Annotated in this window: 23 protein-coding genes and 1 tRNA gene; 12 read left to right on the plus strand and 12 right to left on the minus strand. The window is 66.9% G+C overall.

Features of this window, described 5'->3' with window-relative positions:
- Positions 1–52: 52 nt before the first annotated feature.
- From BUR94_RS17100 to BUR94_RS17110, 3 genes are read left to right on the plus strand one after another with little or no spacing between them, the layout of a single operon-like run.
- On the plus strand, positions 53–1759 hold the full coding sequence (locus BUR94_RS17100; protein ID WP_074257372.1) for an acyl-CoA dehydrogenase: 1707 nt from the start codon (positions 53–55) through the stop codon (positions 1757–1759).
- 9 nt (positions 1760–1768) lie between these two features.
- Positions 1769–2812 carry an MBL fold metallo-hydrolase gene (locus BUR94_RS17105; RefSeq protein ID WP_074257373.1) on the plus strand — a complete coding sequence of 348 codons (1044 nt, stop codon included), beginning with the start codon at positions 1769–1771 and terminating at the stop codon, positions 2810–2812.
- Positions 2809–3288, plus strand: a complete 480-nt coding sequence (locus BUR94_RS17110; RefSeq protein ID WP_074257374.1) for a DUF6173 family protein — start codon at positions 2809–2811, stop codon at positions 3286–3288. Before BUR94_RS17105 ends, BUR94_RS17110 begins: the two co-directional genes overlap by 4 nt.
- 5 nt (positions 3289–3293) lie before the next feature.
- Here BUR94_RS17110 and BUR94_RS17115 read toward each other — a convergent pair whose 3' ends face one another.
- Positions 3294–4127: a serine hydrolase domain-containing protein gene (locus BUR94_RS17115; RefSeq protein WP_074257375.1), complete on the minus strand. Its 834-nt coding sequence runs from the start codon at positions 4125–4127 to the stop codon at positions 3294–3296.
- 389 nt (positions 4128–4516) lie between these two features.
- A complete protein-coding gene (locus tag BUR94_RS17120; RefSeq protein ID WP_074257376.1) occupies positions 4517–4858 on the minus strand; it encodes a DUF2853 family protein in 342 nt (113 codons plus the stop codon).
- Positions 4859–5150: 292 nt separating this feature from the next.
- Between BUR94_RS17120 and BUR94_RS17125 the strand changes: the two genes are divergently transcribed.
- Positions 5151–5588: a universal stress protein gene (locus BUR94_RS17125; RefSeq protein WP_074257377.1), complete on the plus strand. Its 438-nt coding sequence runs from the start codon at positions 5151–5153 to the stop codon at positions 5586–5588.
- A 16-nt stretch (positions 5589–5604) separates the two neighbouring features.
- The gene (locus BUR94_RS17130) at positions 5605–7146 is read left to right on the plus strand and encodes an alanine/glycine:cation symporter family protein (protein WP_074257378.1); all 1542 of its coding nucleotides are present in this window, start codon (positions 5605–5607) and stop codon (positions 7144–7146) included.
- A 40-nt stretch (positions 7147–7186) separates the two neighbouring features.
- On the opposite strand, the gene BUR94_RS17135 is transcribed toward BUR94_RS17130, so the two are convergent.
- From BUR94_RS17135 to BUR94_RS17150, 4 genes are all read right to left on the minus strand, one after another.
- Positions 7187–8149, minus strand: coding sequence for a ketopantoate reductase family protein (locus tag BUR94_RS17135; RefSeq protein ID WP_074257379.1), 963 nt, complete (start codon positions 8147–8149; stop codon positions 7187–7189).
- Positions 8150–8228: 79 nt separating this feature from the next.
- Positions 8229–9617 carry an adenosylhomocysteinase gene (gene ahcY, locus BUR94_RS17140; RefSeq protein ID WP_074257380.1) on the minus strand — a complete coding sequence of 463 codons (1389 nt, stop codon included), beginning with the start codon at positions 9615–9617 and terminating at the stop codon, positions 8229–8231.
- An 84-nt stretch (positions 9618–9701) separates the two neighbouring features.
- On the minus strand, positions 9702–10016 hold the full coding sequence (locus tag BUR94_RS17145; protein WP_074257381.1) for a hypothetical protein: 315 nt from the start codon (positions 10014–10016) through the stop codon (positions 9702–9704).
- Between the two features lie 161 nt (positions 10017–10177).
- Complete coding sequence (locus BUR94_RS17150; protein ID WP_074257382.1) at positions 10178–10483, minus strand: hypothetical protein; 306 nt, start codon at positions 10481–10483, stop codon at positions 10178–10180.
- 166 nt (positions 10484–10649) lie between these two features.
- Between BUR94_RS17150 and BUR94_RS17155 the strand changes: the two genes are divergently transcribed.
- From BUR94_RS17155 to BUR94_RS17165, 3 genes are read left to right on the plus strand one after another with little or no spacing between them, the layout of a single operon-like run.
- On the plus strand, positions 10650–11246 hold the full coding sequence (locus BUR94_RS17155; RefSeq protein ID WP_074257383.1) for an HD domain-containing protein: 597 nt from the start codon (positions 10650–10652) through the stop codon (positions 11244–11246).
- A complete protein-coding gene (locus BUR94_RS17160) occupies positions 11246–12163 on the plus strand; it encodes a hypothetical protein (protein WP_074257384.1) in 918 nt (305 codons plus the stop codon). The genes BUR94_RS17155 and BUR94_RS17160 overlap by 1 nt, the downstream gene beginning before the upstream one ends.
- Positions 12160–12642: a GNAT family N-acetyltransferase gene (locus BUR94_RS17165; RefSeq protein WP_074257385.1), complete on the plus strand. Its 483-nt coding sequence runs from the start codon at positions 12160–12162 to the stop codon at positions 12640–12642. Before BUR94_RS17160 ends, BUR94_RS17165 begins: the two co-directional genes overlap by 4 nt.
- Before the next feature lie 9 nt (positions 12643–12651).
- Here BUR94_RS17165 and BUR94_RS17170 read toward each other — a convergent pair whose 3' ends face one another.
- From BUR94_RS17170 to tsaD, 4 genes are read right to left on the minus strand one after another with little or no spacing between them, the layout of a single operon-like run.
- Positions 12652–13047: a DUF1761 domain-containing protein gene (locus BUR94_RS17170; RefSeq protein ID WP_074257386.1), complete on the minus strand. Its 396-nt coding sequence runs from the start codon at positions 13045–13047 to the stop codon at positions 12652–12654.
- A gap of 42 nt (positions 13048–13089) precedes the next feature.
- Positions 13090–13515, minus strand: a complete 426-nt coding sequence (locus tag BUR94_RS17175) for an EVE domain-containing protein (protein WP_074257387.1) — start codon at positions 13513–13515, stop codon at positions 13090–13092.
- Between the two features lie 3 nt (positions 13516–13518).
- Positions 13519–14487, minus strand: coding sequence for an NAD(P)H-dependent glycerol-3-phosphate dehydrogenase (locus tag BUR94_RS17180; RefSeq protein ID WP_074257388.1), 969 nt, complete (start codon positions 14485–14487; stop codon positions 13519–13521).
- Complete coding sequence (tsaD, locus tag BUR94_RS17185) at positions 14484–15575, minus strand: tRNA (adenosine(37)-N6)-threonylcarbamoyltransferase complex transferase subunit TsaD (protein WP_074257389.1); 1092 nt, start codon at positions 15573–15575, stop codon at positions 14484–14486. Before tsaD ends, BUR94_RS17180 begins: the two co-directional genes overlap by 4 nt.
- 75 nt (positions 15576–15650) lie before the next feature.
- Here tsaD and BUR94_RS17190 point away from each other — a divergent pair, with 75 nt between their 5' ends.
- The 4 genes from BUR94_RS17190 (at position 15651) to BUR94_RS17205 (ending at position 19413) form a co-directional block, all read left to right on the plus strand.
- The gene (locus BUR94_RS17190) at positions 15651–16337 is read left to right on the plus strand and encodes a uroporphyrinogen-III synthase (protein ID WP_084193079.1); all 687 of its coding nucleotides are present in this window, start codon (positions 15651–15653) and stop codon (positions 16335–16337) included.
- A 64-nt stretch (positions 16338–16401) separates the two neighbouring features.
- Entirely contained in the window at positions 16402–17790 is a 1389-nt protein-coding gene (locus BUR94_RS17195; protein ID WP_139301303.1) for a COG4223 family protein, read from the plus strand.
- A gap of 13 nt (positions 17791–17803) precedes the next feature.
- Positions 17804–19294 carry a heme biosynthesis protein HemY gene (locus tag BUR94_RS17200; protein ID WP_074257391.1) on the plus strand — a complete coding sequence of 497 codons (1491 nt, stop codon included), beginning with the start codon at positions 17804–17806 and terminating at the stop codon, positions 19292–19294.
- 43 nt (positions 19295–19337) lie between these two features.
- Positions 19338–19413: transfer RNA gene (locus tag BUR94_RS17205), tRNA-Thr, on the plus strand.
- Between the two features lie 13 nt (positions 19414–19426).
- Here the strand turns inward: BUR94_RS17205 and BUR94_RS17210 are convergent.
- Together BUR94_RS17210 and BUR94_RS17215 are read right to left on the minus strand one after the other, a co-directional pair.
- Complete coding sequence (locus BUR94_RS17210; protein WP_074257392.1) at positions 19427–21313, minus strand: bifunctional sugar phosphate isomerase/epimerase/4-hydroxyphenylpyruvate dioxygenase family protein; 1887 nt, start codon at positions 21311–21313, stop codon at positions 19427–19429.
- A 60-nt stretch (positions 21314–21373) separates the two neighbouring features.
- Positions 21374–22255, minus strand: a complete 882-nt coding sequence (locus tag BUR94_RS17215; protein ID WP_074257393.1) for a transglutaminase family protein — start codon at positions 22253–22255, stop codon at positions 21374–21376.
- Positions 22256–22259: the final 4 nt, after the last annotated feature.

The raw sequence follows: 22259 nt of genomic DNA on the forward strand, positions 1-22259 counted from the left end.
CTCTTATGCTGCACGGCGCGGTGCCTCAAGGCCGCCCGAGGAGGAATTGCCCATGCCCTACAAGGCCCCAGTCGAAGAGTTTCGCTTTCTGCTCAACCACGTGGTCGGCTACGGCCAGGTCACCGAAACCGAGCGTTTTGCCGAAGCGGGTGGCGAAATGATGGATGCGATCCTGACCGAGGCGGGGCGCCTCGCGAGCGAGGTTCTGGGCCCGTTGCAGCGCAATGGCGACCTGCATCCGGCGGTGCTGGAAAACGGCGTTGTGCGCACCTCCCCCGGCTTTGCCGAGGGATACAAGGCAATTGCCGAGGGTGGCTGGATCGGCATCAGCGCCGACCCGGAGCACGGTGGCATGGGCCTGCCGATCACCTTGATGGAATCGGTGAACGAGATGATCAACGGCGCCTGCCTGTCGCTGGCGCTGAACCCGCTGCTGACCCAGGGCCAGATCGAGGCGCTGGAGCATCATGCCTCCGATGAGCTGAAGGCGCTCTACCTGCCCAAGCTCATCAGCGGCGAGTGGCAGGGCACCATGAACCTGACCGAGCCGCAGGCGGGCACCGATGTGGGCGCGCTGCGCACCAAGGCGGAGCCCGACGGCGACGGCACCTACCGGATCAGCGGTCAGAAGATCTACATCAGTTGGGGCGATGCGGATTTTGCCGAGAATGTCTGCCACCTGGTCCTCGCCCGCCTGCCCGATGGCGTGCCGGGCACCAAGGGCATCAGCCTGTTCATGGTGCCTCGGAACATTCCGGACGAGAACGGCAAACCGGGCGAGCGCAACAGCCTGCGCGTGGTGAGCCTCGAGCACAAGATGGGCCTGCACGGCTCGCCCACGGCGGTGATGGAATACACCGAGGCCAAGGGCTGGCTGGTGGGCCGCGAGCATGGCGGCATGGCGGCGATGTTCACCATGATGAACAATGCCCGCCTGGGCGTGGGCATCCAGGGCATCGGCGTGGCCGAGGCCGCCACTCAGGCCGCGGTGGCCTATGCGGCCGAGCGCAAGCAGGGCAAGGTGGGCGGCGCGGGCACGATCATCGAGTTCCCCGACGTGCGGCGGATGCTGATGACCATGCGGGCCGAGACCCAGGCGGCTCGCGCGATCGCGCTGGCCAACGCCGTGGCGCTCGACATGGCCAATGCCACCGGCGACGCCGGATGGGCCGCCCGCGCGGCGCTTCTTACCCCGATCTCCAAGGCCTATGGCACCGACGTGGGCTGCGAGGTGGCGGCGACGGGCATCCAGGTGCACGGCGGCATGGGATTCATCGAGGAAACCGGCGCGGCGCAGTTCTACCGGGATGTGCGCGTGACCACGATCTACGAAGGCACCAACGGCATCCAGGCGCTCGACCTCGTGGGCCGCAAGCTGATGGATGGCGGCGAGGCGGCCTTTACCCTGATCTCCGAGGTCGAAGAGGCCGCGGAGGCCGCACGGGCGCAGTTTCCCCGGCTGGCGGATGCCGTCTGGAACGCCGCGGAGGTGCAGCGCGACCTGACCGAGGCAGTGCTGGAGATGGACATGGACGCCCGCGGCGCGGTGGCGGTAGCCTACCTGCGCGCCTTCGCGCGCGTGCTCGGCGCGCATTATCACCTTGCCAGCGCCGTGGCGGAAGGCGGCAACGGCCCACGAACCGGCCTTGCGCGGTTCTACGTCATGCGTCTGCTCCCCCAGCACACGGGACTGGCGGCGGAAGTGAGGATGGGATCGGAAGGCATGGACGCCCTTTCCAACGAGGAGCTGGCGGGCTAGGTCCGCGGCATGGACGCACAGCCCATCTCCTTTCCTTGGGATAGCCCGCCTGCCCCAGGCGCGGCGATCGAAGTGGCCTTGGGCATCCTCTGGCTGCGGCTGCCGCTGCCGATGGCGCTGGATCACGTGAATATTTTCGCGCTCGACGAGGGCGAGAGCTGGGCGGTGATCGACACCGGCATCGGCTCGAAGAAGAGCCGGGAGATCTGGCAGGCGCTGCTCGACGGGCCACTTGGCGGCAAGCCGGTGGGGCGGGTTTTTCTGACGCACCACCACCCGGATCACGTCGGCAACGCCGGATGGTTGATGCAGGAGCATGGGGCCGAGCTGTGGTCGACCCGGTTGTGCTGGACGCTGACCCGCATGCTCCAGCTCGACGAGCAGGCGCGGCCCAACGAGGAGACCAAACTGTTCTGGCGCCGCGCGGGGATGGACCCGGCTGTCTATGCGAGGCGGTGCGAGGAGCGGCCCTTCAACTTTGCCGATATCACCTGGCCGCTGCCTGTGGGGTTTCAGGCGTTGCACGAGGGCCAGCGGCTCACCATCGGTGGGCGGCGCTGGACCGTGCATATCGGCAATGGCCACGCGCCGCAGCACGCAACGTTCTGGTGCGATGACGAACCGCTGGTGCTGGGCGGCGACCAGCTCTTGCCGTCGATCTCGCCCAACCTCGGGGTCTATGCCTCCGAGCCCGATGCCGACCCGGTGGGCGAGTGGCTGGAGAGCTGCGCGCGCCTCGGGGCCTATGCCCGAGACGACCAGCTCGTGCTGCCGGGCCACAAGCTGCCCTTCACCGGCCTGCCCGCGCGGCTGGTGCAGATGGCCGACAACCACCATACGGCGCTGGCCCGGCTGCTGGAGCACCTCTCCGATAGGCCCGGCACCGTGCACGACTGTTTCGAGCCGATCTTCGGGCGGCGGATCGAGGGCGATACCTACGGGCTGGCGCTGGCAGAGGCGGTGGGGCACCTCAACCATCTCTATGCCACCGGAAGAGTGAGCCGTGAGCCCGGGGCGGATGATGCGTGGATCTACAGGGTGGTCGAGCCATGAGTGACGAAGAGATCCGCACGCTCGCGGAGGCGCATGAAGAGAGCGCCCTTTTGCGGTCGCGCGCGGTTCATGCTGATCCGGATGCCCCGGCAACGGCGGAGCAGAAGCCTTTGCCGGAGGCGCTTTGTGCGCGTCCGACAGAAGAGAAGTCGCCCGCAGAATGGGCCTATGAGCGGCTCATTCTCTACATCCAGAATTTCGAGGAGCAGCTCGACAAGGATGAGGAGATCGCCATGGGGATGACCGATGGTGGCGCCGGGCTGCTGCGGATCGAGGGGATCGGGTTTTTTGCGCCCGATATCGTCAGCTTCTACGGGCGCGACATGGAGGGGGGCCGGATGCAGCTTGTTCAGCATGTGACCCAGCTGAACGTGACGCTCCGGGCGCTGCCCAAGCCCAAGGGCGAGGTCGAGGCGCAGCGCATCGGCTTTCGGCTGGCCAAGGGGTTGGGCCGGGGGGAAACGACGGGCGAATAGCGGGCTCATCGCCGGGCGATGCGCGTGGCCTCCCACTCCGGACCGGCCTCGTCGGAACCCTCCGCGAAAACGGCAAGGCTGACCGGCCTGCGCAGATCGTGAAACCGATAGACCGCGCAGCAGCTGAACGGACCGGAGCCGGAATGGCCCTCGACCCGGCCTGCCGCCTCCACCTCTCCCGACATCACGCCAAGACCGTAGCCCGTTGTTGTCCAGGGCCGGCCCGCGATGGGGCCGCCGAGGCGGTGGATTGCATCTTGCGGGGTGTGGCAGAGCGCGTGCACGAGCAGGGCGGCATCTGACGCGGAGCCGATGAAGCAGCCGTGGTAGACCCAGCCGGGGTGGTAGCCGTCAGCGCCGGGCATCTCCGCGAAATCCTCTGGAAGCTCGGCCAGCCGCATGGTGGTGAGACCGAGGGGTTGGGCGAAATACCGCGCGGCGAGGGTGCTGAGCGGTTCGCCGGCTGCCGTTTCCACCGCTTCACGGGCGAGCATGTAGCCGACGTTCGAATAGGCCCAGCCTTTGCTCGGGGCGAACCCCGGCTGATCGCGCAGCTCCCGCATGAGCCGCTCCCGGTGCCAGGGAGGTTCGCGCCGCGCGACGGCCGCGTGATAGGCCTTCAGGCGGCTGTAGCAGGGCACGCCGGCCCGGTGCTGGAGAAGCTGGCGGAGGGTCCAGGGGGCGTCGCCCTGGGCGTCGAGATCGAGCCTTCCGTCCGCGCTGAGACGCAGGGCGATGGCAGCGATGATCGTCTTGGAAAAGCTCCACCACGGGTGAATGCGCGACGGGTCGCCCTGCGCACCGATCGTGCCGTCATCGAAGATCCAGGCTGCGTCCATCACGGGCCCCGAAACAGAATGGAGGGCCTCGACCCCCGAGACCCTCCATCTTCCCACGAGCTCCCAATCGCACCGCTCGTATCTGGTATGTCCCGGGTCGTCCTGACCGTTCGCTTGAGGGGGGTCTAACCCGGATGTCGCGCCCGATCAATCTTCTTGTCCAGAAAAGTCGATGTTTTACAGTTGGTTATGGTGTGTGGCGCGTTAACCATGCGACGGGCCGTTCGGCTGCCGACATGTGCGTGCCGGCGATCGGGCGAGATCGGGCCAACTGCCCGGAACCAAAGAGGGAACTGCCGATCAGGCACCTCCCCCCTGAATGACCGTCCACCGCAGTGGCCGCCACGGATCTTTCGATAGGGTTACCGATCAGGCGGGTTCTGGCCGCCTTACTTGTAAACCGAGTCTTTCTTGAAGTGCTTCACCAGCAGGTAATAGAAGACCGCGCGATACTTGTTGCGCTCGGATTTGCCGTAGGTCTCGATCGCCTTCTCGATGCCGGCCATCAGGTCGGGGCCGGCCTTGAGGCCGAGTTTCTTGACCAGGAAGTTCTTCTCGATCGTTTCGAGCTCGCTCTTCTGGCTGGCGGCGACGGTGGAAGCATCGTCGTTGTAGATCGAGGGACCGCAACCGATGGTCACCTTCGTCAGCAGGTCCATGTCGGGCGTCATCCCGCATTTGTTTTTCAGATCGTCGGCGTACTTCGCGATCAACTCGTCTCTCTTGCCCATGATGCTTCACTCCCTCGCATGGTGGCACTCCGGCGAGTTCTCCCGCCGTTGCCCGGGACCATACGCAACACCCCCCCACCGGCAAAGAAAAAATCCTGAAAACGCCCGGTCAACCCCAAGTCTGGCGACATCCTGCCCCCGTTCCGGTGGCTCGCCGGACATCCGGGCCCCGGCAAGAAAATCCGTGACAGGGATGCAGTTTATCGAACAGGTTGAGGGGGCGAACCGCCGGTTGGCTTCAATTTCCTGGCGAGTCCGGCGGGACTTGGACAAAGGAAACGGGGGACAGTACATGAGTTCTGAGACATTCATCGTCGCGTATGAGGGCGAGAAGGGCGATACGCCCACGCTCGACTACGCGATCGAACGTGCGAAGAAGGACGGCGCGAACCTGCTCGTCGTCCATATCCTCGAATGGTCGCCATACAGCTTTCTCACGCCCGAGGAGATCGAAGAGCGTCACGGACGCCGCAAGCAGGAGATGGCCCGCGCCAAGGAGGTCGTGCTCGATCCGGCGCTGGCCAAGGTCGAGGCCGCGGGGCTTCAGGGCGCCGCCGAGCTGCGTTACGGCAATGTCGTCGACAAGATCGTGGAGATCGCCAACGAGAAGAAGGCGTCAATGATCTTCGTCGGGCGGGCCGGGTCACAATCCATAGCGGCCCGGGTCTTCGGTTCGGTGCCGATCGGGCTGGCCCAGGTTGCCCCCGTACCCACCGTGATCGTGCCCTGAGCGCCGGAGAAAACCCATGAACATCAAGACAGCCTTCGCCGCCCTGATCGTCACGCTTCTTGCGCCTTTCCCGGCGCTGGCACAGGGCATCGACGAAACCATCAACAGGATCTTCGCGGACTATACCGGTTGGTATGTGTCCTTCATCTTCGCGCCTCTGCCTGGCACCACATTCTCGTGGATCGCGCTCTGGCTCGTCGTCGGCGCGCTGGTCTTCACGGTCTATTTCGGCTTCATCCAGATCAAGGGCTTCGTGCACTCGATCCAGTTGGTGAAGGGAGATTACTCCGACCCCAACGATGCGGGCGAGGTCAGCCACTTCCAGGCTCTGGCCACCGCGCTGTCGGGCACCGTGGGCCTCGGCAATATCGCCGGTGTCGCGGTGGCGGTGGGCATCGGCGGGCCGGGGGCAACCTTCTGGATGATCGTCGCGGGCCTCTTTGGCATGGCAACGAAGTTCACCGAGTGCACGCTCGGCGTGAAATACCGCAACGAGTACCCGGACGGGCGAGTTTCGGGCGGGCCGATGTATTACATCACCAAGGGCTTCTCCGAGCGCGGCTTGCCCGGCGGCAGGATCCTCGCGGTGCTGTTCTGCATCTTCACCATTCTCGGCGCATTGGGTGGCGGCAACATGTTTCAGGCCAACCAGGCCCACGCCCAGCTTTCCGGCGTGATCGGTGACTATCCGGGCTGGATCACCGGCGTCATCCTTGCGGCGGTGACCTTTGCGGTGATCGTGGGAGGCATCAAGTCCATCGCGCGCGTCACGGAGAAGGTGGTGCCGTTCATGGGCATCTTCTATGTCGGTGTGTCGCTGATCATCCTGTTCATGAACTACGACATGATCGGCTGGGCCCTTGGCCAGATCTTCGTTGGCGCCTTCACCGGCCTTGGCGTGGTGGGCGGGTTCACCGGTGCCCTGATCCAGGGGTTCCGCCGCGCCGCCTTCTCCAACGAGGCGGGCATCGGCTCGGCCGCCATCGCCCACTCGGCGGTGCGCACCAAGGAGCCGGTGACCGAAGGCTATGTGGCCCTGCTCGAGCCCTTCATCGACACCGTGGTGATCTGCACCATGACCGCGCTGGTCATCGTCATCACCGGGGTTCTCAATGTCGATCCGGAAACCGGGCTCTACATCTGGAACGCCGAAGCGGGCCGGATCGCCACCGAGGGAGAGGTCTCGGGCGTTGCGCTTACCTCGGCGGCCTATGCCAGGGCATTCTCCTGGTTCCCGGTGTTGCTGGCCGTGGCCGTGGTGCTCTTTGCCTTCTCCACCATGATCTCGTGGAGCTACTACGGCCTGAAGGCATGGACCTACCTCTTTGGTGAGGGAAGCTCGAAAGAGGTGATCTTCAAGGTGATCTTCTGCTTCTTCATCATCATCGGTTCGGCGGCCAACCTCGGCCCGGTGATCGACTTCTCAGATGCCATGCTCTTCTCGATGGCGATCGTGAACATCATCGCGCTCTACCTGCTGATGCCGATCGTGAAGCGCGAGGTGAACAGCTATATCTCTCGTCTCAAGTCCGGCGAGATACAGCGCTACAAGAACTGATCCACAGGGCGCTCCGCGAGGTCTTGCGGGGCGCCCATGCTCAGCCGAAGAGCGCCGTTTCGAGCTCCTTGTCGCTCAGGCTCCCGGCCTCACCGCCCTCTGACATCAGGCGAAGCGAGAGCGCCTGCGCCCGCGCGTTCAACGGGGCGTCCACGCCGTGAAGCCGGGCCAGCCGGACGATCTCGCCGTTCAGCCAGTCTGTCTCCACGCTGCCGGTCCCGCGCGCGAGGCTCTGGGTGGTGGAGTTGCCGACCCGGCCTTCACCACTGTCCCGGGTGCGCATGAGGACCTCGCGGCGCGGATCCGTGCCCAGGTCGGCCCAGTCGATCCCGGCGGCCTCGAGGACGGCCTTGCCCTCCTCGCGCAACGGCCCGTCGAAGGGGGCGCAATCGGCACCGGCGGGCAGCAGGGCGCCGGTGATGTTGCCGAGATTGAGGATCAGCTTGCCCCACTTGGGGGCCATCGCATCGTCGCGCACGAAACAGGCGATGTTGGCGGCGTTCAGCGCCTCGGACAGGGCCTCATCGGCCTCATCCCGGCCGAACGGATAGCGGCCCATCTCGAAGATGCCGAAGCGCGGCTCGCAGCCGATGGTCACCTCGCCGGGCGTGGCGTAGCCCGCGGGCATCATCACCGTGACGGCATGGACGTTGGGAAAGTAGCGCAGCGCCATGTCCTCGTTCGCCACGCCGTTCTGAAGGCAGAACAGCGGCTGGTCGGTCATGCCTGCTGCCCGCAGGTCGGCCAGTGCGGCCTCGGTGTGCTGGGTCTTCACGCAGAGCAGCACCACGTCATCGGGGCGGAAGGTGATTTCGCGCGGGTGGGCGACGCAGGCAAACCGGGCACGCTCCCGGCCGCGGGCGGAGTCGAGCGTGAGCCCGCCTGCCGTGATGGCTTGCAGCATGGGGTCACGGGCGATGCCCAGCACCTCCTGCCCCGACAGGGCCAGCGCGGCTGCGACCACACCGCCGATCGCTCCAACTCCGTGCACGATAACCCGCATGGGCGCTCCTCCAATTGAAAAGGCCCCGAGGTCTCCCCGGGGCCCGTTTGCCGCAGGGTGGGTCAAACCCACCGCAGGTTCAATAGCGGTAGTGCTCGGGCTTGAACGGCCCCTCGGGCGTGACGCCGATGTACGCGGCCTGATCCTTGGAGAGCTTGGAGAGCTTCACCCCGATGCGCTCGAGGTGGAGCATGGCCACCTTCTCGTCGAGGTGCTTGGGCAGGATGTAGACGCCGGGCTGATACTCTTCACCCTTGGTCCAGAGCTCGATCTGCGCCAGCACCTGGTTGGTGAAGCTCGCGCTCATCACGAACGACGGATGCCCGGTGGCGTTGCCGAGGTTCAGCAGGCGGCCTTCCGAAAGCAGGATGATTCGGTTGCCGCCCGGCATTTCGATCATGTCCACCTGGTCCTTGATGTTGGTCCATTTGTGGTTGCGCAGGTTGGCGACCTGGATCTCGTTGTCGAAGTGGCCAATGTTGCCGACGATGGCCATGTCCTTCATCTCGCGCATGTGCTCGATGCGGATCACGTCCTTGTTGCCTGTGGTGGTGATGAAGATGTCGGCCGAAGAGGCCACGTCTTCGAGCGTCACCACCTCGTAGCCGTCCATCGCCGCCTGAAGCGCGCAGATCGGGTCGACCTCGGTGACCTTCACGCGGGCGCCGGCGCCACGCAGCGAGGCGGCAGAGCCCTTGCCGACGTCGCCGTAGCCGCAGACCACGGCCACCTTGCCGGCCATCATGGTATCGGTCGCGCGGCGGATGCCGTCGACCAGCGATTCCTTGCAGCCATACTTGTTGTCGAACTTCGACTTGGTCACCGAGTCGTTGACGTTGATCGCCGGGAAGGGCAGGAGGCCCTTCTTGTGCAGGTCGTAGAGGCGGTGCACGCCGGTCGTGGTCTCTTCCGACACGCCCTTGATGGCGTCGCGGGTCCTGGTGAACCAGCCGGGGCTCTCGGACATGCGCTTGGCGATCTGCTTCTTGATGACCTCTTCTTCCTCCGATTGCGGCACGGGGATGATTTCTTCGCCCGCCTCGGCCCGCGCGCCGAGCAGCACGTAGAGGGTGGCGTCGCCGCCGTCATCGAGGATCATGTTGGCGCCCTCGGGGAACTGGAAGGACTTGTCGAGATAGTCCCAGTGCTCCTCGAGGCTCTGGCCCTTTACGGCGAACACCGGGATGCCGGCCTTGGCGATGGCGGCCGCGGCGTGATCCTGGGTGGAAAAGATGTTGCAGGAGGCCCAGCGCACATCGGCCCCCAGCGCCACGAGGGTCTCGATCAGCACGGCGGTCTGGATGGTCATGTGGAGCGAGCCCACGATGCGCGCGCCCTTCAGCGGCTTGCTCTCGCCAAACTCGGCGCGACAGGCCATCAGGCCGGGCATCTCGGTTTCGGCGATGTCCAGCTCCTTGCGGCCGAACTCGGCGAGGGAGATGTCTTTTACTGTGTAATCGGCAGCCATCGGGCGCTCCCACTGCAGGTTCCGTTTGCAGCGCACATAGCACCCGACCCATGGGGCGGCAACACGACCTGCCAGGCAGGGTTATCAGGAGTCCTCTCCGGTGGTCGTGACAGGCAGGGCGCTGTGCCAGTCGGTGCCGGTGGCGAGAACGCAACTGATGCCGTCTGGCCGCGTGCCGAGAAGGGTGAAGCTGCCGGTTTCCTTGGAGGCCCAGAGCTCGAGAAGCCGAGAGGGGCCCTGAAGCCCGCCGCCGTGCAGGGTTTCGCCGAACCGCAGCTGGAGTTGGGCGACCATCTGGTCACGGTCGAGGCAGAAGGCCTGCGTTTGCGCCGAGGCGTGAGGGGGTGCGAGGGCTGCCGCGCCGAACACCAGCGCCGCCGATACGATCCGTTTGTACATCACGAGGTCCTTTCCCGCATGGAGAGCGGACCAGCAGCCAGATCGTTGTCGGGCAGCAAGCCCGCTTGGTTACAGATACATCATATATAGGGGTTTTGGCGCTGGATTTCCCGGTTGCGGGGTCATCTCGCGAGAAGGTGTCTGGCCGCGATCCCGGAGGTTCAGCTTGCGGTGCCGCGCACACCGACGAAGGCGGGCGCCTCGTGAAAATCCTCGCCGGTGAGGGCCACGCAGGTGACGCCGTCAGCCCCGGTGACGAGAATGGTGAAGCTGCCGGTTTCCTTGGAGGCCCAGATCTCCACCAGGCTGTTCTCGCTTTGCAGGCCGCCGGCGACGGGCTGCTCCTGGTAGGTGTCCACCAGCTGGTCGACGAAGTATTCGCGCTTACCGCAGGGGCCATCGGCGCTTTGCGCGACCAGGGGCGCGGCGGCGAACATCAGGGTGGCGGTGGCGATTGCGGTTTTCATGGCACTGTTCCTCCGGGCGTCGCCCGCTCTGCGCGGGGCGGCATGCCTGCGGTGTGAATCTCCTTGCTTGTCAGGTGGATAACCTCGTGATCCCCATGCCGGTTCCACGCCGCGTTTACACCCTGACGTGATCGCGCTACCCAAACCGGGCGAGAGGGAGACGAACATGGCCAAGGCACCGCCCCGCGCATGGCAGCGCATGCTCTCGGGTCGCAGGCTCGACCTGCTGGACCCGACGCCGGTGGATATCGAGATCGAGGACATCGCCCACGGGCTCGCCTTCGTTGCGCGCTGGAATGGCCAGACCAAGGGAGATTTTGCCTATTCGGTCGCCGAACATTCGCTGCTCGTCGAGGCGCTGTTCAGCCGGATGAATCCCGGTGCCCCGGCCAAGTGGCAGCTCGCCGCCCTCCTGCATGACGCGCCCGAATACGTGATCGGCGACATGATCTCACCGGTGAAGGCCGCGGTCGGGCCTGATTATGGCGCGCTGGACGACAGGCTGGCGGCGGCGGTGCACATCCGGTTCGGCCTGCCTGCGGCAATTCCGGCGGCGGTGAAGAAGCAGATCAAGAAGGCCGACAAGGTTTCGGCCTGGCTCGAGGCCACGCGCATTGCGGGGTTCACGGTGGTAGAGGCCAACAGGTTCTTCGGAGTTCCCGCGCCCGAGTTGATCGACGGCATGCAGATCACGCTGCGGCCGCCGGTGGAGGTGCGCAACGACTTCACCGCGCGCCACGCCGAGCTGTTGGCCGCCCTCTGATGGCGCCGCTGGCCCTGCGCGCCCTGATCTTCGGGCTCTACGCGGCGCTGGCCTACGCGATGTTCTTCCTGGTGCCGAGCGATACCAATGTGCTCTGGCTGGCGCTCTGGTTTGCGCTGGGCCTCGGATTTGCCGGGCAGCTGGTGTTCGACTGGCGCCGCAGCCTCGGTTTCTGGGTTGTCGTCGGCCGCACCAGCCTGGCGCTTCTGGTGATTGCCGCGGCCCTCGTGCTGCTCTGGGTGGAAACGGTGATCTGCGTCGCGATGATCCTGCCCATCGCGATCCTCGTCGCCGTGGCGGGAATCGCGCTCACCCGGCTGCTCCTCGAACGGTTCGAGAGCCGCAACCGGCTATGCGCGGCCCTGCTGGCGCTGCCGCTGGTCCTCCCCGTGATCGACATGCCCGCGCCGGGCATCGAAGAGGTGATCTCGGTCACGACGGTCGTGACCATTGCCGCCCCTGTGGCGGAGGTGCGGGCCCTGGCCGAAAACGTCTCTGACATTGCCGCAGACGAGCGCCCCTGGACTCTCACCCACAATGTGCTCCGCGCGCCGCGCCCGCTCTCGGCCACCACCCGGAACGGTATTCGCCATGCCCGTTGGACGAAGGGCGTGCGGTTCGAGGAGCACCTGCTGCCGGGGCCGGACCTCGCCTGGCGCTTCGCCTTTCCCGAGCCCGGATTGATGCGCGCGCTCGACCCGCGCATTTCTCCGACCGGGCCCGAGGTGGTGATGCTGGAGGGTCGCTACGTGTTCGAGCCGTCAGGTCCGGCAGGCACCCGCGTGAGCCTCACCACCACGTATCGGCTCGACACCCCGATCAACCCCTATCTCAAGCCTTGGGGCCACCTGCTGCTGAACGACATGCACAACGCTGTTCTTCACGTGATCGCCAAGAGAGCCGAGGCCGCCTCATGATCCATATTCGCCCCGCCGCCACCGCAGATGCCCGCGCGATTGCAGAGATGCTGCAGGAGATCGTCGATGCCGGAGGCACAACGGCGCTGACGGGTCGGGTGACCCGCAACGATATCGTTGAATGGATGGCCGTATCCCCCCGCGCCGCCTGGCACGTGGCAGAGGACGATGCGGGCGAGTTGCTGGGCTTCCAGTGGATCGACCCGATGGGGGAGGAACCCGAGACCTGCGCCGAGATCGCCACTTTCGCCCGGCGTGGGCGGACCGGGCTGGGCATCGGGTCGGCCCTGTTCGAGGCCACCCGGAAGGCGGCAAGACGCCTTGGTTACCGGTGGATCAGGGCCAATATCCGCGCCGACAACACCGGCGGACTGGCCTATTACCAATCGCGCGGGTTCGAGGATTACGGGCGGATCGAGGGATACGTGATGGGCGATGGCACCGTGGTGGACAAGGTGCTCAAGCGATACGACCTGTGAGCGGGTGGCTCAGAAGAACCCAAGCACCAGCCCGATCACCGTAGGGCCGAGCACCGAATAGCCGCCGTCGAGGATGGTCAGTTCCTTCTTGCGGTCGGCGTAGGCGTAGTTCATCGCCACCCAGGGCGTGATCATGAACAGCCCGATGCCGAGACCCACGAGCGCCGATTTGCCCGCGCCCTCGATGCCCGCCATGACGAGGATATGGCGCATCATGCCGGCGACCATCAGCATGGCGATGCCGGAGATGATGAAGGGGGTGACCGAGCCGCCGTTGGCGGGCCTGCCCTTGGCGTCGGTGGCGATGCCGACGGCGGCGATCCACTGTTTCGAGAGCGTCATGTACCAGGCCGCGCCCATGGCAAAGCCCGCGAACGCGGCGACGACGACTGCGATGATGCCCATGGGTGTCCCTCCCTGCATGATGTGCAGGCAGTATGGCGCATATCAACCTTTCGGGGAATAGCCACCGAGCTTGCAGATCAGGGCCCATTCCTCGGGTGTGACCGGCTGAACCGAGAGCCGGGTGTTGTTGACCAGCACCATGTTGGCCAGCGCGGGTTCGGCCTTGCAATCGGCCAGCGTCACCGGCCTTGGCATGGGCGCAACGGCCTTGATGTCGACGCACTCCCAGCGGTCATCGTCGGTGGTGCTGTCGGGATGGATCTCGGCGCAGACTTCGACCACGCCCACAACCGCCTTCTCGGACTGGGAATGGTAGAAGAAGCCGAGGTCACCCAGCCTCATCTCGCGCATCATGTTGCGGGCCTGGTAGTTGCGCACCCCGTCCCACTCTTCGCCGGCCTCGCCCCGGGCCACCTGGTCCTCCCAGCTCCATGTCGAGGGTTCGGATTTGAAGAGCCAGTAGGCCATCGGTCATTCCTTCTTCAGCGGACGGGCGAGCAGAACGGCCATCGCCTCGGCGGCCGACAGCGTTCCGGAGGTCAGGGCGGCCACCACCTCGGTGATCGGCATTTCGAGCTTGTACCTTTGGGCCAATCGCAACGTGGCCCCGGCGGTGGCGATGCCCTCTGTGGTCACGCCCTCCGGGGGCTGCTCACCCCGCCCCAGGGCAAGGCCGTGGCGGAAGTTGCGGCTCTTGTCGGAGGTGCAGGTGAGCGCGAGGTCGCCGAAGCCGGAGAGCCCGGCCAGGGTTTCGCGCTTGCCGCCGAGTGCGGCTGCGAGCCGGGCCATCTCGGCATAGCCACGAGTCATCAGGGCCGCACGGGCGCTCTCGCCGAAACCCGCGCCGATGCAGGCCCCGCAGGCGATGGCGATCACGTTCTTCAGCGCGCCCCCCAGCTCTGCCCCGATCGGATCGGTTGAAAGGTAGAGCCGTAGCGTGGTGGTCGAGAGGGCCGATTGCAACATTTCGCCGGTGCGCTTGTCGGCACAGGCGAGGGTCAGGGCCGTGGGCAGGCCCTGCGCGATGTCCACGGCAAAGGAGGGGCCGGTGAGAATGGCCGGAATCGCCTTTTTCGCGGCACTCTCGATGATCCCGGTCGGCCCCTTGCCGCGCTCGAGGTCGACGCCCTTGCAGGCGGCCACCACGCAGGCCTCGCCGATATGCTCGCGGTGCTCTTCGAGCAGCCCGGCGAGGGTCTGCATCGGCGTGGCCATGATGAGGATCGGGGCCGCGAAGGCCGCGTTGCCATGCTCGACCGATAGTGCGCGCGGCAGGCTGACGCCCGGCAGGTGACGCGCGTTCTCCCGCGCCGTGCCGATGGCGGCGGCCTGCTCTGGGTCGCGGGTCCACAGGGTGACGGTGGGCCCGTCCTCGCCGGCGAGCTGGCTTGCCAGCGCTGTGCCGAATGCCCCGGCCCCGATCACGGAAATATCGCTCATGCCTTTGCGCCTTTCTTGCCGGAGCCGAGCATCGGCGCGGCGGAACTGTCAAGCGGCCAGCGCGGGCGGGCCGTGAGGGTGAGGTCATCTGCCGGCGCGCCGGAGCGGAGACGCTCGATGCCGGCCCAGGCGATCATCGCCGCATTGTCGGTGCAGAGCGCGAGCGGGGGTGCAGTGAAACGCGCGCCGGCTCTTTCGGCTTCGGCCGCCAGCGCTGTCCGGAGCGAGAGGTTGGCGGCCACCCCCCCGGCCACGGCCAGGGCAGGCTCGGCGGGCGAGAGCGCCATGTAGGCCTCGAGCGCCCGTGCGGTCTTGGCCGCCAGCACATCGCGCACGGCGGCCTGGAAGCCGGCGGCGAGGTCGTTCACATCCTGACGACGCAGCCGATTGCCCTCCATCATCACCGCATCGCGGGCGCGCAGCAGTGCGGTTTTCAGGCCGGAAAAAGACATGTCGCAATGCGGCTCGCGCAGGAGCGGGCGGGGCAGGTCGAAGCGGGTTTCGTCGCCCTGCTCGGCCGCTTGCTCGATGGACGGGCCGCCAGGCTGGGGCAGGCCGAGCAGACGTGCCGACTTGTCGAAAGCCTCGCCCGGCGCATCGTCGATGGTGCCGCCGAGGCGCTCGAAGCTGTCGGGGCCGTGGGCGACGAGAAACTGGCAATGGCCGCCCGAGACGAGCAACATCAGGTAGGGAAAGGCCAGGCCGTCGGTGAGCCGAGGTGTCAGCGCATGGCCGGCGAGGTGGTTGACCCCGAGGATCGGCAGGCCGGTGGCCGCGGCGAGCCCCTTGGCACACATCACGCCAGAGACCACGCCGCCGATCAGGCCCGGCCCGGAGGTGACGGCGATGGCATCGAGCGCGTCGAGCCCGATGCACGCCGTCTCCAAAGCCAGTTCGACCATCAGATCAAGTTTCTCGGCATGGGCGCGGGCGGCGATCTCGGGAACGACACCCCCAAAGGCTGCGTGCAGATCGGTCTGGCCGGAGACCTGGGACGACAGCACCCGAGCGGCACCATCCCAGCGCAGAACGGCGGCGGCGGTATCGTCGCAGCTCGATTCGATGCCGAGGACGGTGAGGGTGCTCATGACTTGCCTTTTCAGGGGGCGCGCGGCATCACCCGCGCTGATGGCTGAACGTTGTTATCCCGAGGGGCTCGACTTGTGAACCGCCTGCCCGTTCTGCTCACCCGCCCGCAGCGAGGGAACGCCGAGTTTGGCAAGGCCCTGCGCGAGACGCTGGGCGAGGTGGAGATCATCGAGAATCCGCTGATGGAGATCGTGCCGCTCAGGCCGGAGGCGCTGCCCGGGCCGGAAGATGCGGTGATCTTCACTTCGGTCAACGGGGTCGAGGTGTGTTCGGCTTGGCAGGCCGGGGCGGGTCGCCGGGCCTGGTGCGTGGGCGCCCGAACGGCAGAGGCGGCGCAGGCAGCGGGTTTCGATGCCGTGGCAGGGGGCGGCACGGTGCAGGAGCTGCCCGGCCTCATCCACCGCGCCCCGCCCACCGGGCTCCTGTGGCACCTGCACGGCGTTCACCGGCGCGGCAACCTCGCAGCGGCGCTCGCCGAACTGGGTCATGGCTGCCGCAGCGAGGCGATCTATGACCAGCGTGCGCTGCCGCTCAGCACTGCCGTTGCCGCGCGGATCGGCAGCGGTGCACCCATCGTCGTGCCGCTGTTTTCACCCCGCACGGCAGGGCTATTGGCCGCAGAAGTCAAAAACCTGGGTGCGAATCTGCGGGTTGTGGCGTTGAGTGGTGCGGTGGCCGCCGAATGGCCCGGCGCCGCAGTGGTTGCCGACAGCCCGGATGCCGCGGCAATGCTCGAGGCGGTTTGCCGGGAGGTTGGTTGAGCGGCTGCGGCCGGCAGGCTAGGGTGGCATGCGGCGGCGCGGCGTAGTGACGAGAGGAATGCAAGTGGCGGGTTCTGACGACAAGCCGGAAGAGAACGTGGAAAAGGCGGGCAAGGAAGCGCCCAAGACCGCCGGCAAGGCGAGCGGACGCAAGACGCCGCCGAAGCAGGCCACGACTCCGGAGGAGGACGCTCCCGATTCCACCAGCGAAGAGCGCGCGCCCGAAGCCGTCGAGGCCAAGGACGCGCCAAGCGGTGATCCGGCTGCGCCGGGCGCTCCTCTCGAGCTTTCAGACCCCATGAAGCTGGGACCGAGCGGCAAGGGCGAGGACGCAGGAGAGCCTGCGCCGGAAATCGGGAGCGACGAGAGCACCGCCCAGAAACCTGCCGATGTGCCCGATCTCACAACCAGCCCCGAGCCCGAAGCGACGCCCGACGCACCGGCGGCGGCCGCACCTGCGCCTCAGAAGAGCGGCGTCGTGCCGATGGTGTTTGGCGGGGTCCTCGCCGGTCTGATCGGCTTTGCTGCCGCCTGGTACATCTGGGGTCAGGGCGACAGCTCCGCCGCGCTGGAGGGCCGCCTGACCGAGCAGGAAGAGGCCACCGCCGCGCTTCGGGGCGAACTCGGCGGCAAGGCCTCTGCCGAGACCCTGGCCGCGCTGGAGGCCCGTGTGGCTTCCATCGAGGCGGCGCCGGCCGCCGACACGAGCGAGTCCGAGGCCAGGGTTGCCGCCCAGGCCGAGGCGCTGGCGGCGCTTTCCGCCCGTATCGAGGCGCTGGAGAAGGCGCCTGTCGAGGGCTCTCAGGATCCAGCCGCGCAGGCCGCGCTCGCAGCCTATGGCCGCGAGGTCGAAGCGCTCCGCAAGGAGATGTCCGAGCAGATGACCCGGATGAACGCCGTGCTCGAGGCCGCCAAGGAGACCGAGGCGCAAGCCGCGGCACGGCAGGAGGAGGCCGCCGCCGCCGCAGCCCGTGCCGCCGAGCAACAGGCCATGCTCGAAGTGAGCCAGGCGCTCGACAACGGCACGGCCTATGATGCGCCGCTTGGGCGGATCTCTTCGGCGGAAGTTCCCGAGGGTCTCGCCGCACATGCCGCCGAAGGCGTGCTCACCCTCGACGCCCTGAAGGCGAGCTTTCCGGCGGCCGCGCGCAACGCACTCAAGATCGCCCGCGAGGAAACCGCTGGCGAGGATGGCGGCGGCTTTGGCTCCTGGATCACCCGTCAGGTCGGTGCCCGCTCGCTGGAGCCCAAGGAGGGGGACGACCCCGATGCCGTTCTCTCTCGTGCCGAGGCCGCCTTGAACGCGGGCGACCTTGGCGCCACGCTCCAAGAGCTTGCTGCCCTGCCACCTGGCGGACAGCAGGCGATGGACCAGTGGATCGCCCAGGCAACTCGCCGCAATGATGCCGTGACCGGGGCTTCCGCCCTGTCTGACACCCTCGCAAGCAACTAGGAGAAGCAGACGAATGCTCTGGTCGGTCCTCAAGATCCTGTTCTTCGTCGTGATCGTCGCGGCGTTGGCGCTGGGCGCGGGCTTCGTGATGGAGAACGGCCCCGCCGTGCTCCTCCGTGTCGGCTCCATCGAGTTTGCGCCCTCGCCCCTGGTCGCGATCATCTGCGCGTTGCTCCTGCTGCTCGCGGTCTGGCTGATCCTCAAGCTGGCCGGCCTGCTGGTTGCCGTGGTCCGCTTTCTGAACGGCGACGAAACCGCGATGAGCCGCTACTTCGACCGCCACCGCGAGAAGCGCGGATACGAGGCGCTGTCGGAGGGGATGATGGCGCTGGCCTCGGGCGAGGGGCAGCTTGCCCTGACCAAGGCCAACCGCGCCGAGCGCTACCTCGGCAAGCCCGAGCTGACCCGCCTGCTCACCGCCCAGGCCGCCGAACAGGTCGGCGACCGCAAGACCGCCGAAGAGGCCTACAAGGCCATGCTCACCGACGACCGCACCCGCTTTGTCGGCGTGCGCGGGCTGATGAAGCAGAAACTGGCTGCCGGCGACACCGACACGGCGCTCAAGCTTGCCGAGAAGGCCTTTTCCATGAAGCCCGGCCATGAGGAGGTGCAGGACACGCTGCTCCAGCTCCAGGCCGGCCATGCCGACTGGACCGGCGCACGCAAGACCCTGAGCGCCAAGCTGAAACACGGCACCCTCCCGCGCGATGTTCATCGGCGCCGCGATGCGGTTCTGGCGTTGTCCGAGGCCAAGGGCGTGATCGACGAAGGCCACAGCATCGAGGCCCGCGAGGCCGCGATCGAGGCCAACCGCCTCTCGCCCGACCTGATCCCGGCCGCGGTGATGGCGGCGCAGGGCTACATCGACCAGGGGAAGCCCAAGTATGCCACACGCGTGCTGAAGAAGGCCTGGGATGCACAGCCGCACCCCGACCTCGCCGCGGCCTTCGCCGCGATCCAGCCCGACGAGAGCCCCGAGGCGCGGCTGAAGCGCTTTCAGCCCCTGTTGCGCTCGCACCCCGAGCATGAGGAGACCAAGCTGCTCACCGCCGAGCTGAACCTCGCGGCAGAGGATTTTCCGGCGGCGCGCAAGGCGGTGACGCCACTGGCGAGCGCCGAGGGCGCCAATGCCCGTGCGCTCACCATCATGGCCGCCGTCGAGCGCGGTGAGGGCGGCGACGACCACGTGGTGCGCGCCTGGCTCGCCCGCGCCGTGACCGCCCCGCGCGGCCCGGCGTGGGTTTGCGACAACTGTCAGAACATCCACGGACAATGGGCGCCCACCTGCGACAACTGCGGCGCCTTCGACACGCTCACCTGGCGCGAGCCGCCGCGTGCAGAAGTCACGATGCCGGGGGGTGTCGAGATGCTCCCGCTGCTGGTCGGCCCCGCACCCAAGCCGGATGTCGAAGATGCGCCGGTGGTGCTGCACGAGGGCGAGGTGCAAGATGCCGAAACGGTGGAGCCGGAGAGTGAAGACCCGGCGGAAGAGAAGCCAAAATAGGGCTGGCCCACCGGGTGCGTCCGCGCTATAGACCGCGCCGGTTGCCGCTGTAGCTCAGCTGGTAGAGCACGTCATTCGTAATGATGGGGTCGGGGGTTCGAGTCCCTTCAGCGGCACCAGTTTTCTCTCAGATCAGGCGCTTGGCATGCCCTTGGCCCGGGTGAGGCGCTTTTGTGCGGCGATGCGGAAGGGTGCGTTGGGGGCGCCGTAGCCCTTGTAGCCGTTCTTGCGCTGGAGGATCTCGAAGAACAGCCCGCCGGCGAAGGCGCGGCTGTAGATCTGGAAGAGCTCGCCATCAGCGTCGGCGTCGTAGAGGATGTTCGAGGCCTTGAGCCGCTCGAGCACGGCCGGATCGAGCGAGAAGCGGGCGGCGAGATCGGCATAGTAGTTTGCGGACATCGGAAGGGACTCGAAGCCGCGTTCGGCAAGCGCATCGGCCGTGGCGAAGATGTCGGCGGTTTCGAGCGCCATGTGCTGAAGCGGTGCGCCGAAGGTCTCGGAGAGGAACCGCCCGGCGAGGGTGCGATGGCTGTCGGCCCCGTTGAGGGTGATCCGCAAGGCGCCATCGGGCGTCGCCACGGCCTGGCTTCGCACCAGGCCGTCGGGGTCGATCACGTCGACCATCGGAGATTTGGCGATGTCGAAGAGCGTGCCGTAGAACAGGGTCCAGCTGAGCATGTTGTCGTAGCTCATGGTCTGGGCGAGATGGTCGATCCGGGTAAGGCCGGTGCCCGTGCCGGCCGGTTCGACGGCCTCGAACTCCACCTCCCAGACCCGCTCCAGGCCACTGCCCTCGTCGAGGAAATGCAGCAGGCTGCCGGAGAGGCCCCGAATGGCTGGGATCTGGAGCTCACCGGGGCCGATGGGTTGCGAGAAAAGCTCTGCCCCGAGCGCCGAGGCCCGGGTGATGGTGTCGGCGGCGGAAGCAACCTGGAGCCCGATGTCGCAAACGGTGGTGCCGCGCGCAGCCCAGGCGGAGGCGGCATACCCCTCTGTCTCCTCGTTCAGCACGATGCGGATATCACCCTGCTGCCACAACGAGACGGCCTTGTTGCGGTGCCGGGCGGCATGGGTAAAGCCCAGGGTGGTGAGCAGCGCGCTCAGCTCGGTGGCCTCGTCGCCCCGCGTGGCGAACTCGATGAAGGCCACGCCTTCGGCCCGGATCGGTGGCGGAAAGGCGGGCAGGTCGATGCCGAGCGAGGGTTCGGCGCGGCGCGTCGCATCCATCACAGCCATGAGCGAGCGGTACCCGTCGCGGGCGATCGCCTTTGTGTTGCCGCCGCGGAACTGGTCGTTGAAGATTTCGAGGCTGATCGGGCCGGCGTAGCCAGTGGCCATGATCGCCCGCACGAAGTCGGTCACCGCAAGGTCGCCTTCTCCGGGCATGTTGCGAAAGTGCCGGGACCAATAGAGCAGGTCCATCTCGATGGCGGGTGCATCGGCGAGCTGGACGAAGAAGATCCGGTCGCCGGGAATGGCGCGGATGCTCTCGGGAGAGAGCTTGCGGCCAAGGGTATGGAAGCTGTCGAGAATCAGGCCGATGTTGGGATGGTCTGCGCGGCGCACGATCTCCCAGGCATCGCGGTGATCGTTGACATGTCGGCCCCAGGCGAGAGCCTCGTAGCCCACCCGGAGCCCGCGCGCCGCGGCCCGCTCGCCCAGGGTGTGAAAGTCGGCGGCAGCGCGGTCGACCCCGCCCAGCGCCTCGGGGTGACAGGAGGAGCAGAACAGCGCGAGGTCGGTGCCCAGCTCCTGCATCACGTCGAACTTGCGCTCGGCGCGGTCGAAGGCCTTGGCGCGCAGCGGCTCCGGAAGCCCCTCGAAATCGCGGAACGGCTGGAACAGGACGATCTCGAGCCCGTGGTCGCGCACCATCCGACCCACGTCGCGCGGGCTGCCCTCATCGGCGATGAAATCCTGCTCGAAGATCTCGATTCCGTCGAAGCCCGCCGCGGCGATGGCCTCCAGTTTCTCGCGGAGGTTGCCGGAGATCGAGACGGTGGCGATCGAAGTCTTCACGGGAGGTGCCTTTCGGGTGGGCTTGCAGTCAGGATGAGCGCCGCGCGGAGCGCGTGTCAATCAGGCCGGGAGCGGGATGACATCGACGCAGTGGCTTGTTTCTTGCTCGCCGGCGGTGCGGATCACGCCCTTCACGGGAGCGACATCGCCATAGTCGCGGCCGACGGCAACGGTGATGTGGTCCATGCCGGCGGAGATGTTGTTGGTCGGGTCGAACTCGAGCCAGCCGGCCTCTGCGCCGCACCACGCACGCACCCAGGCGTGCATCGCATCCGCTCCTTCCAGCCGTTCCTCGCCCTCCGGCGGGATGGTGCGCAGAAAACCCGAGACATACCCTGCCGGAATACCGAGGCTGCGCAGGCAGGCGATCATGATGTGGGAGAAATCCTGGCAAACTCCGTGACGGGCGGCGAAAGCCTCTGTTGCCGGAGTATCCACCTCGGTTGCCTCGGGATCGAAGGTCATCTCGCGGTGCAAGGCCTCCCCGATGCCCCGAACCGCCTCCAGCACCGGCATGTCGGGCGTCACAAGACCCCGCGCGAAGGCGGTCATGTCGGCGTTGGGCGACACCCGAGGGCTCGGCCCGAGAAAATGATGCGGCGCGGTGCCGTCGATCCGGCGGACCTCGGCGATCTCGCGCGGCAGGGCGGAAAGTGCGGGAGAGAACTCCAGCCCCGGCGGCTGCAACAGCCGCTCCGCCCGCGCCACGAGCGACAGGGAGATACGGTCGACCGGTTCGTGGAAGGCTATGAAGGTGACGAGGTTGCCGTAGAAGTCGAAAAGGTCGCGCCGCTCCTGCGGCACGGGGTCGACCGTGAGAAGGCTCGCCGAGATCCGCTGCCGGTCGGGGATTTCGGCGGGCAGGAGGTGGAGCAGGTTGCGGGCGTGGTCTGAGGTGCCCTGGTATTCGTACTCGATCTGGAGCTTCACGTCGTAGCGCAACGGG

This window comes from Vannielia litorea (assembly GCF_900142295.1).
In the GTDB taxonomy this organism is placed as follows: domain Bacteria; phylum Pseudomonadota; class Alphaproteobacteria; order Rhodobacterales; family Rhodobacteraceae; genus Vannielia; species Vannielia litorea.

Bases quoted from the DNA above. Each gene is read 5' to 3' on its own strand.
- BUR94_RS17110 (WP_074257374.1), top strand. From the start codon at position 2,809: ATGAGTGACGAAGAGATCCGCACGCTCGCGGAGGCGCATGAAGAGAGC.
- BUR94_RS17115 (WP_074257375.1), bottom strand. From the start codon at position 4,127: ATGGACGCAGCCTGGATCTTCGATGACGGCACGATCGGTGCGCAGGGC.
- BUR94_RS17155 (WP_074257383.1), top strand. From the start codon at position 10,650: ATGGCCAAGGCACCGCCCCGCGCATGGCAGCGCATGCTCTCGGGTCGC.
- BUR94_RS17105 (WP_074257373.1), top strand. From the start codon at position 1,769: ATGGACGCACAGCCCATCTCCTTTCCTTGGGATAGCCCGCCTGCCCCA.
- BUR94_RS17150 (WP_074257382.1), bottom strand. From the start codon at position 10,483: ATGAAAACCGCAATCGCCACCGCCACCCTGATGTTCGCCGCCGCGCCC.
- BUR94_RS17100 (WP_074257372.1), top strand. From the start codon at position 53: ATGCCCTACAAGGCCCCAGTCGAAGAGTTTCGCTTTCTGCTCAACCAC.
- BUR94_RS17130 (WP_074257378.1), top strand. From the start codon at position 5,605: ATGAACATCAAGACAGCCTTCGCCGCCCTGATCGTCACGCTTCTTGCG.
- BUR94_RS17175 (WP_074257387.1), bottom strand. From the start codon at position 13,515: ATGGCCTACTGGCTCTTCAAATCCGAACCCTCGACATGGAGCTGGGAG.
- ahcY (WP_074257380.1), bottom strand. From the start codon at position 9,617: ATGGCTGCCGATTACACAGTAAAAGACATCTCCCTCGCCGAGTTCGGC.
- BUR94_RS17125 (WP_074257377.1), top strand. From the start codon at position 5,151: ATGAGTTCTGAGACATTCATCGTCGCGTATGAGGGCGAGAAGGGCGAT.
- BUR94_RS17145 (WP_074257381.1), bottom strand. From the start codon at position 10,016: ATGTACAAACGGATCGTATCGGCGGCGCTGGTGTTCGGCGCGGCAGCC.
- BUR94_RS17165 (WP_074257385.1), top strand. From the start codon at position 12,160: ATGATCCATATTCGCCCCGCCGCCACCGCAGATGCCCGCGCGATTGCA.
- BUR94_RS17135 (WP_074257379.1), bottom strand. From the start codon at position 8,149: ATGCGGGTTATCGTGCACGGAGTTGGAGCGATCGGCGGTGTGGTCGCA.
- tsaD (WP_074257389.1), bottom strand. From the start codon at position 15,575: ATGAGCACCCTCACCGTCCTCGGCATCGAATCGAGCTGCGACGATACC.
- BUR94_RS17170 (WP_074257386.1), bottom strand. From the start codon at position 13,047: ATGGGCATCATCGCAGTCGTCGTCGCCGCGTTCGCGGGCTTTGCCATG.
- BUR94_RS17120 (WP_074257376.1), bottom strand. From the start codon at position 4,858: ATGGGCAAGAGAGACGAGTTGATCGCGAAGTACGCCGACGATCTGAAA.
- BUR94_RS17200 (WP_074257391.1), top strand. From the start codon at position 17,804: ATGCTCTGGTCGGTCCTCAAGATCCTGTTCTTCGTCGTGATCGTCGCG.
- BUR94_RS17180 (WP_074257388.1), bottom strand. From the start codon at position 14,487: ATGAGCGATATTTCCGTGATCGGGGCCGGGGCATTCGGCACAGCGCTG.
- BUR94_RS17160 (WP_074257384.1), top strand. From the start codon at position 11,246: ATGGCGCCGCTGGCCCTGCGCGCCCTGATCTTCGGGCTCTACGCGGCG.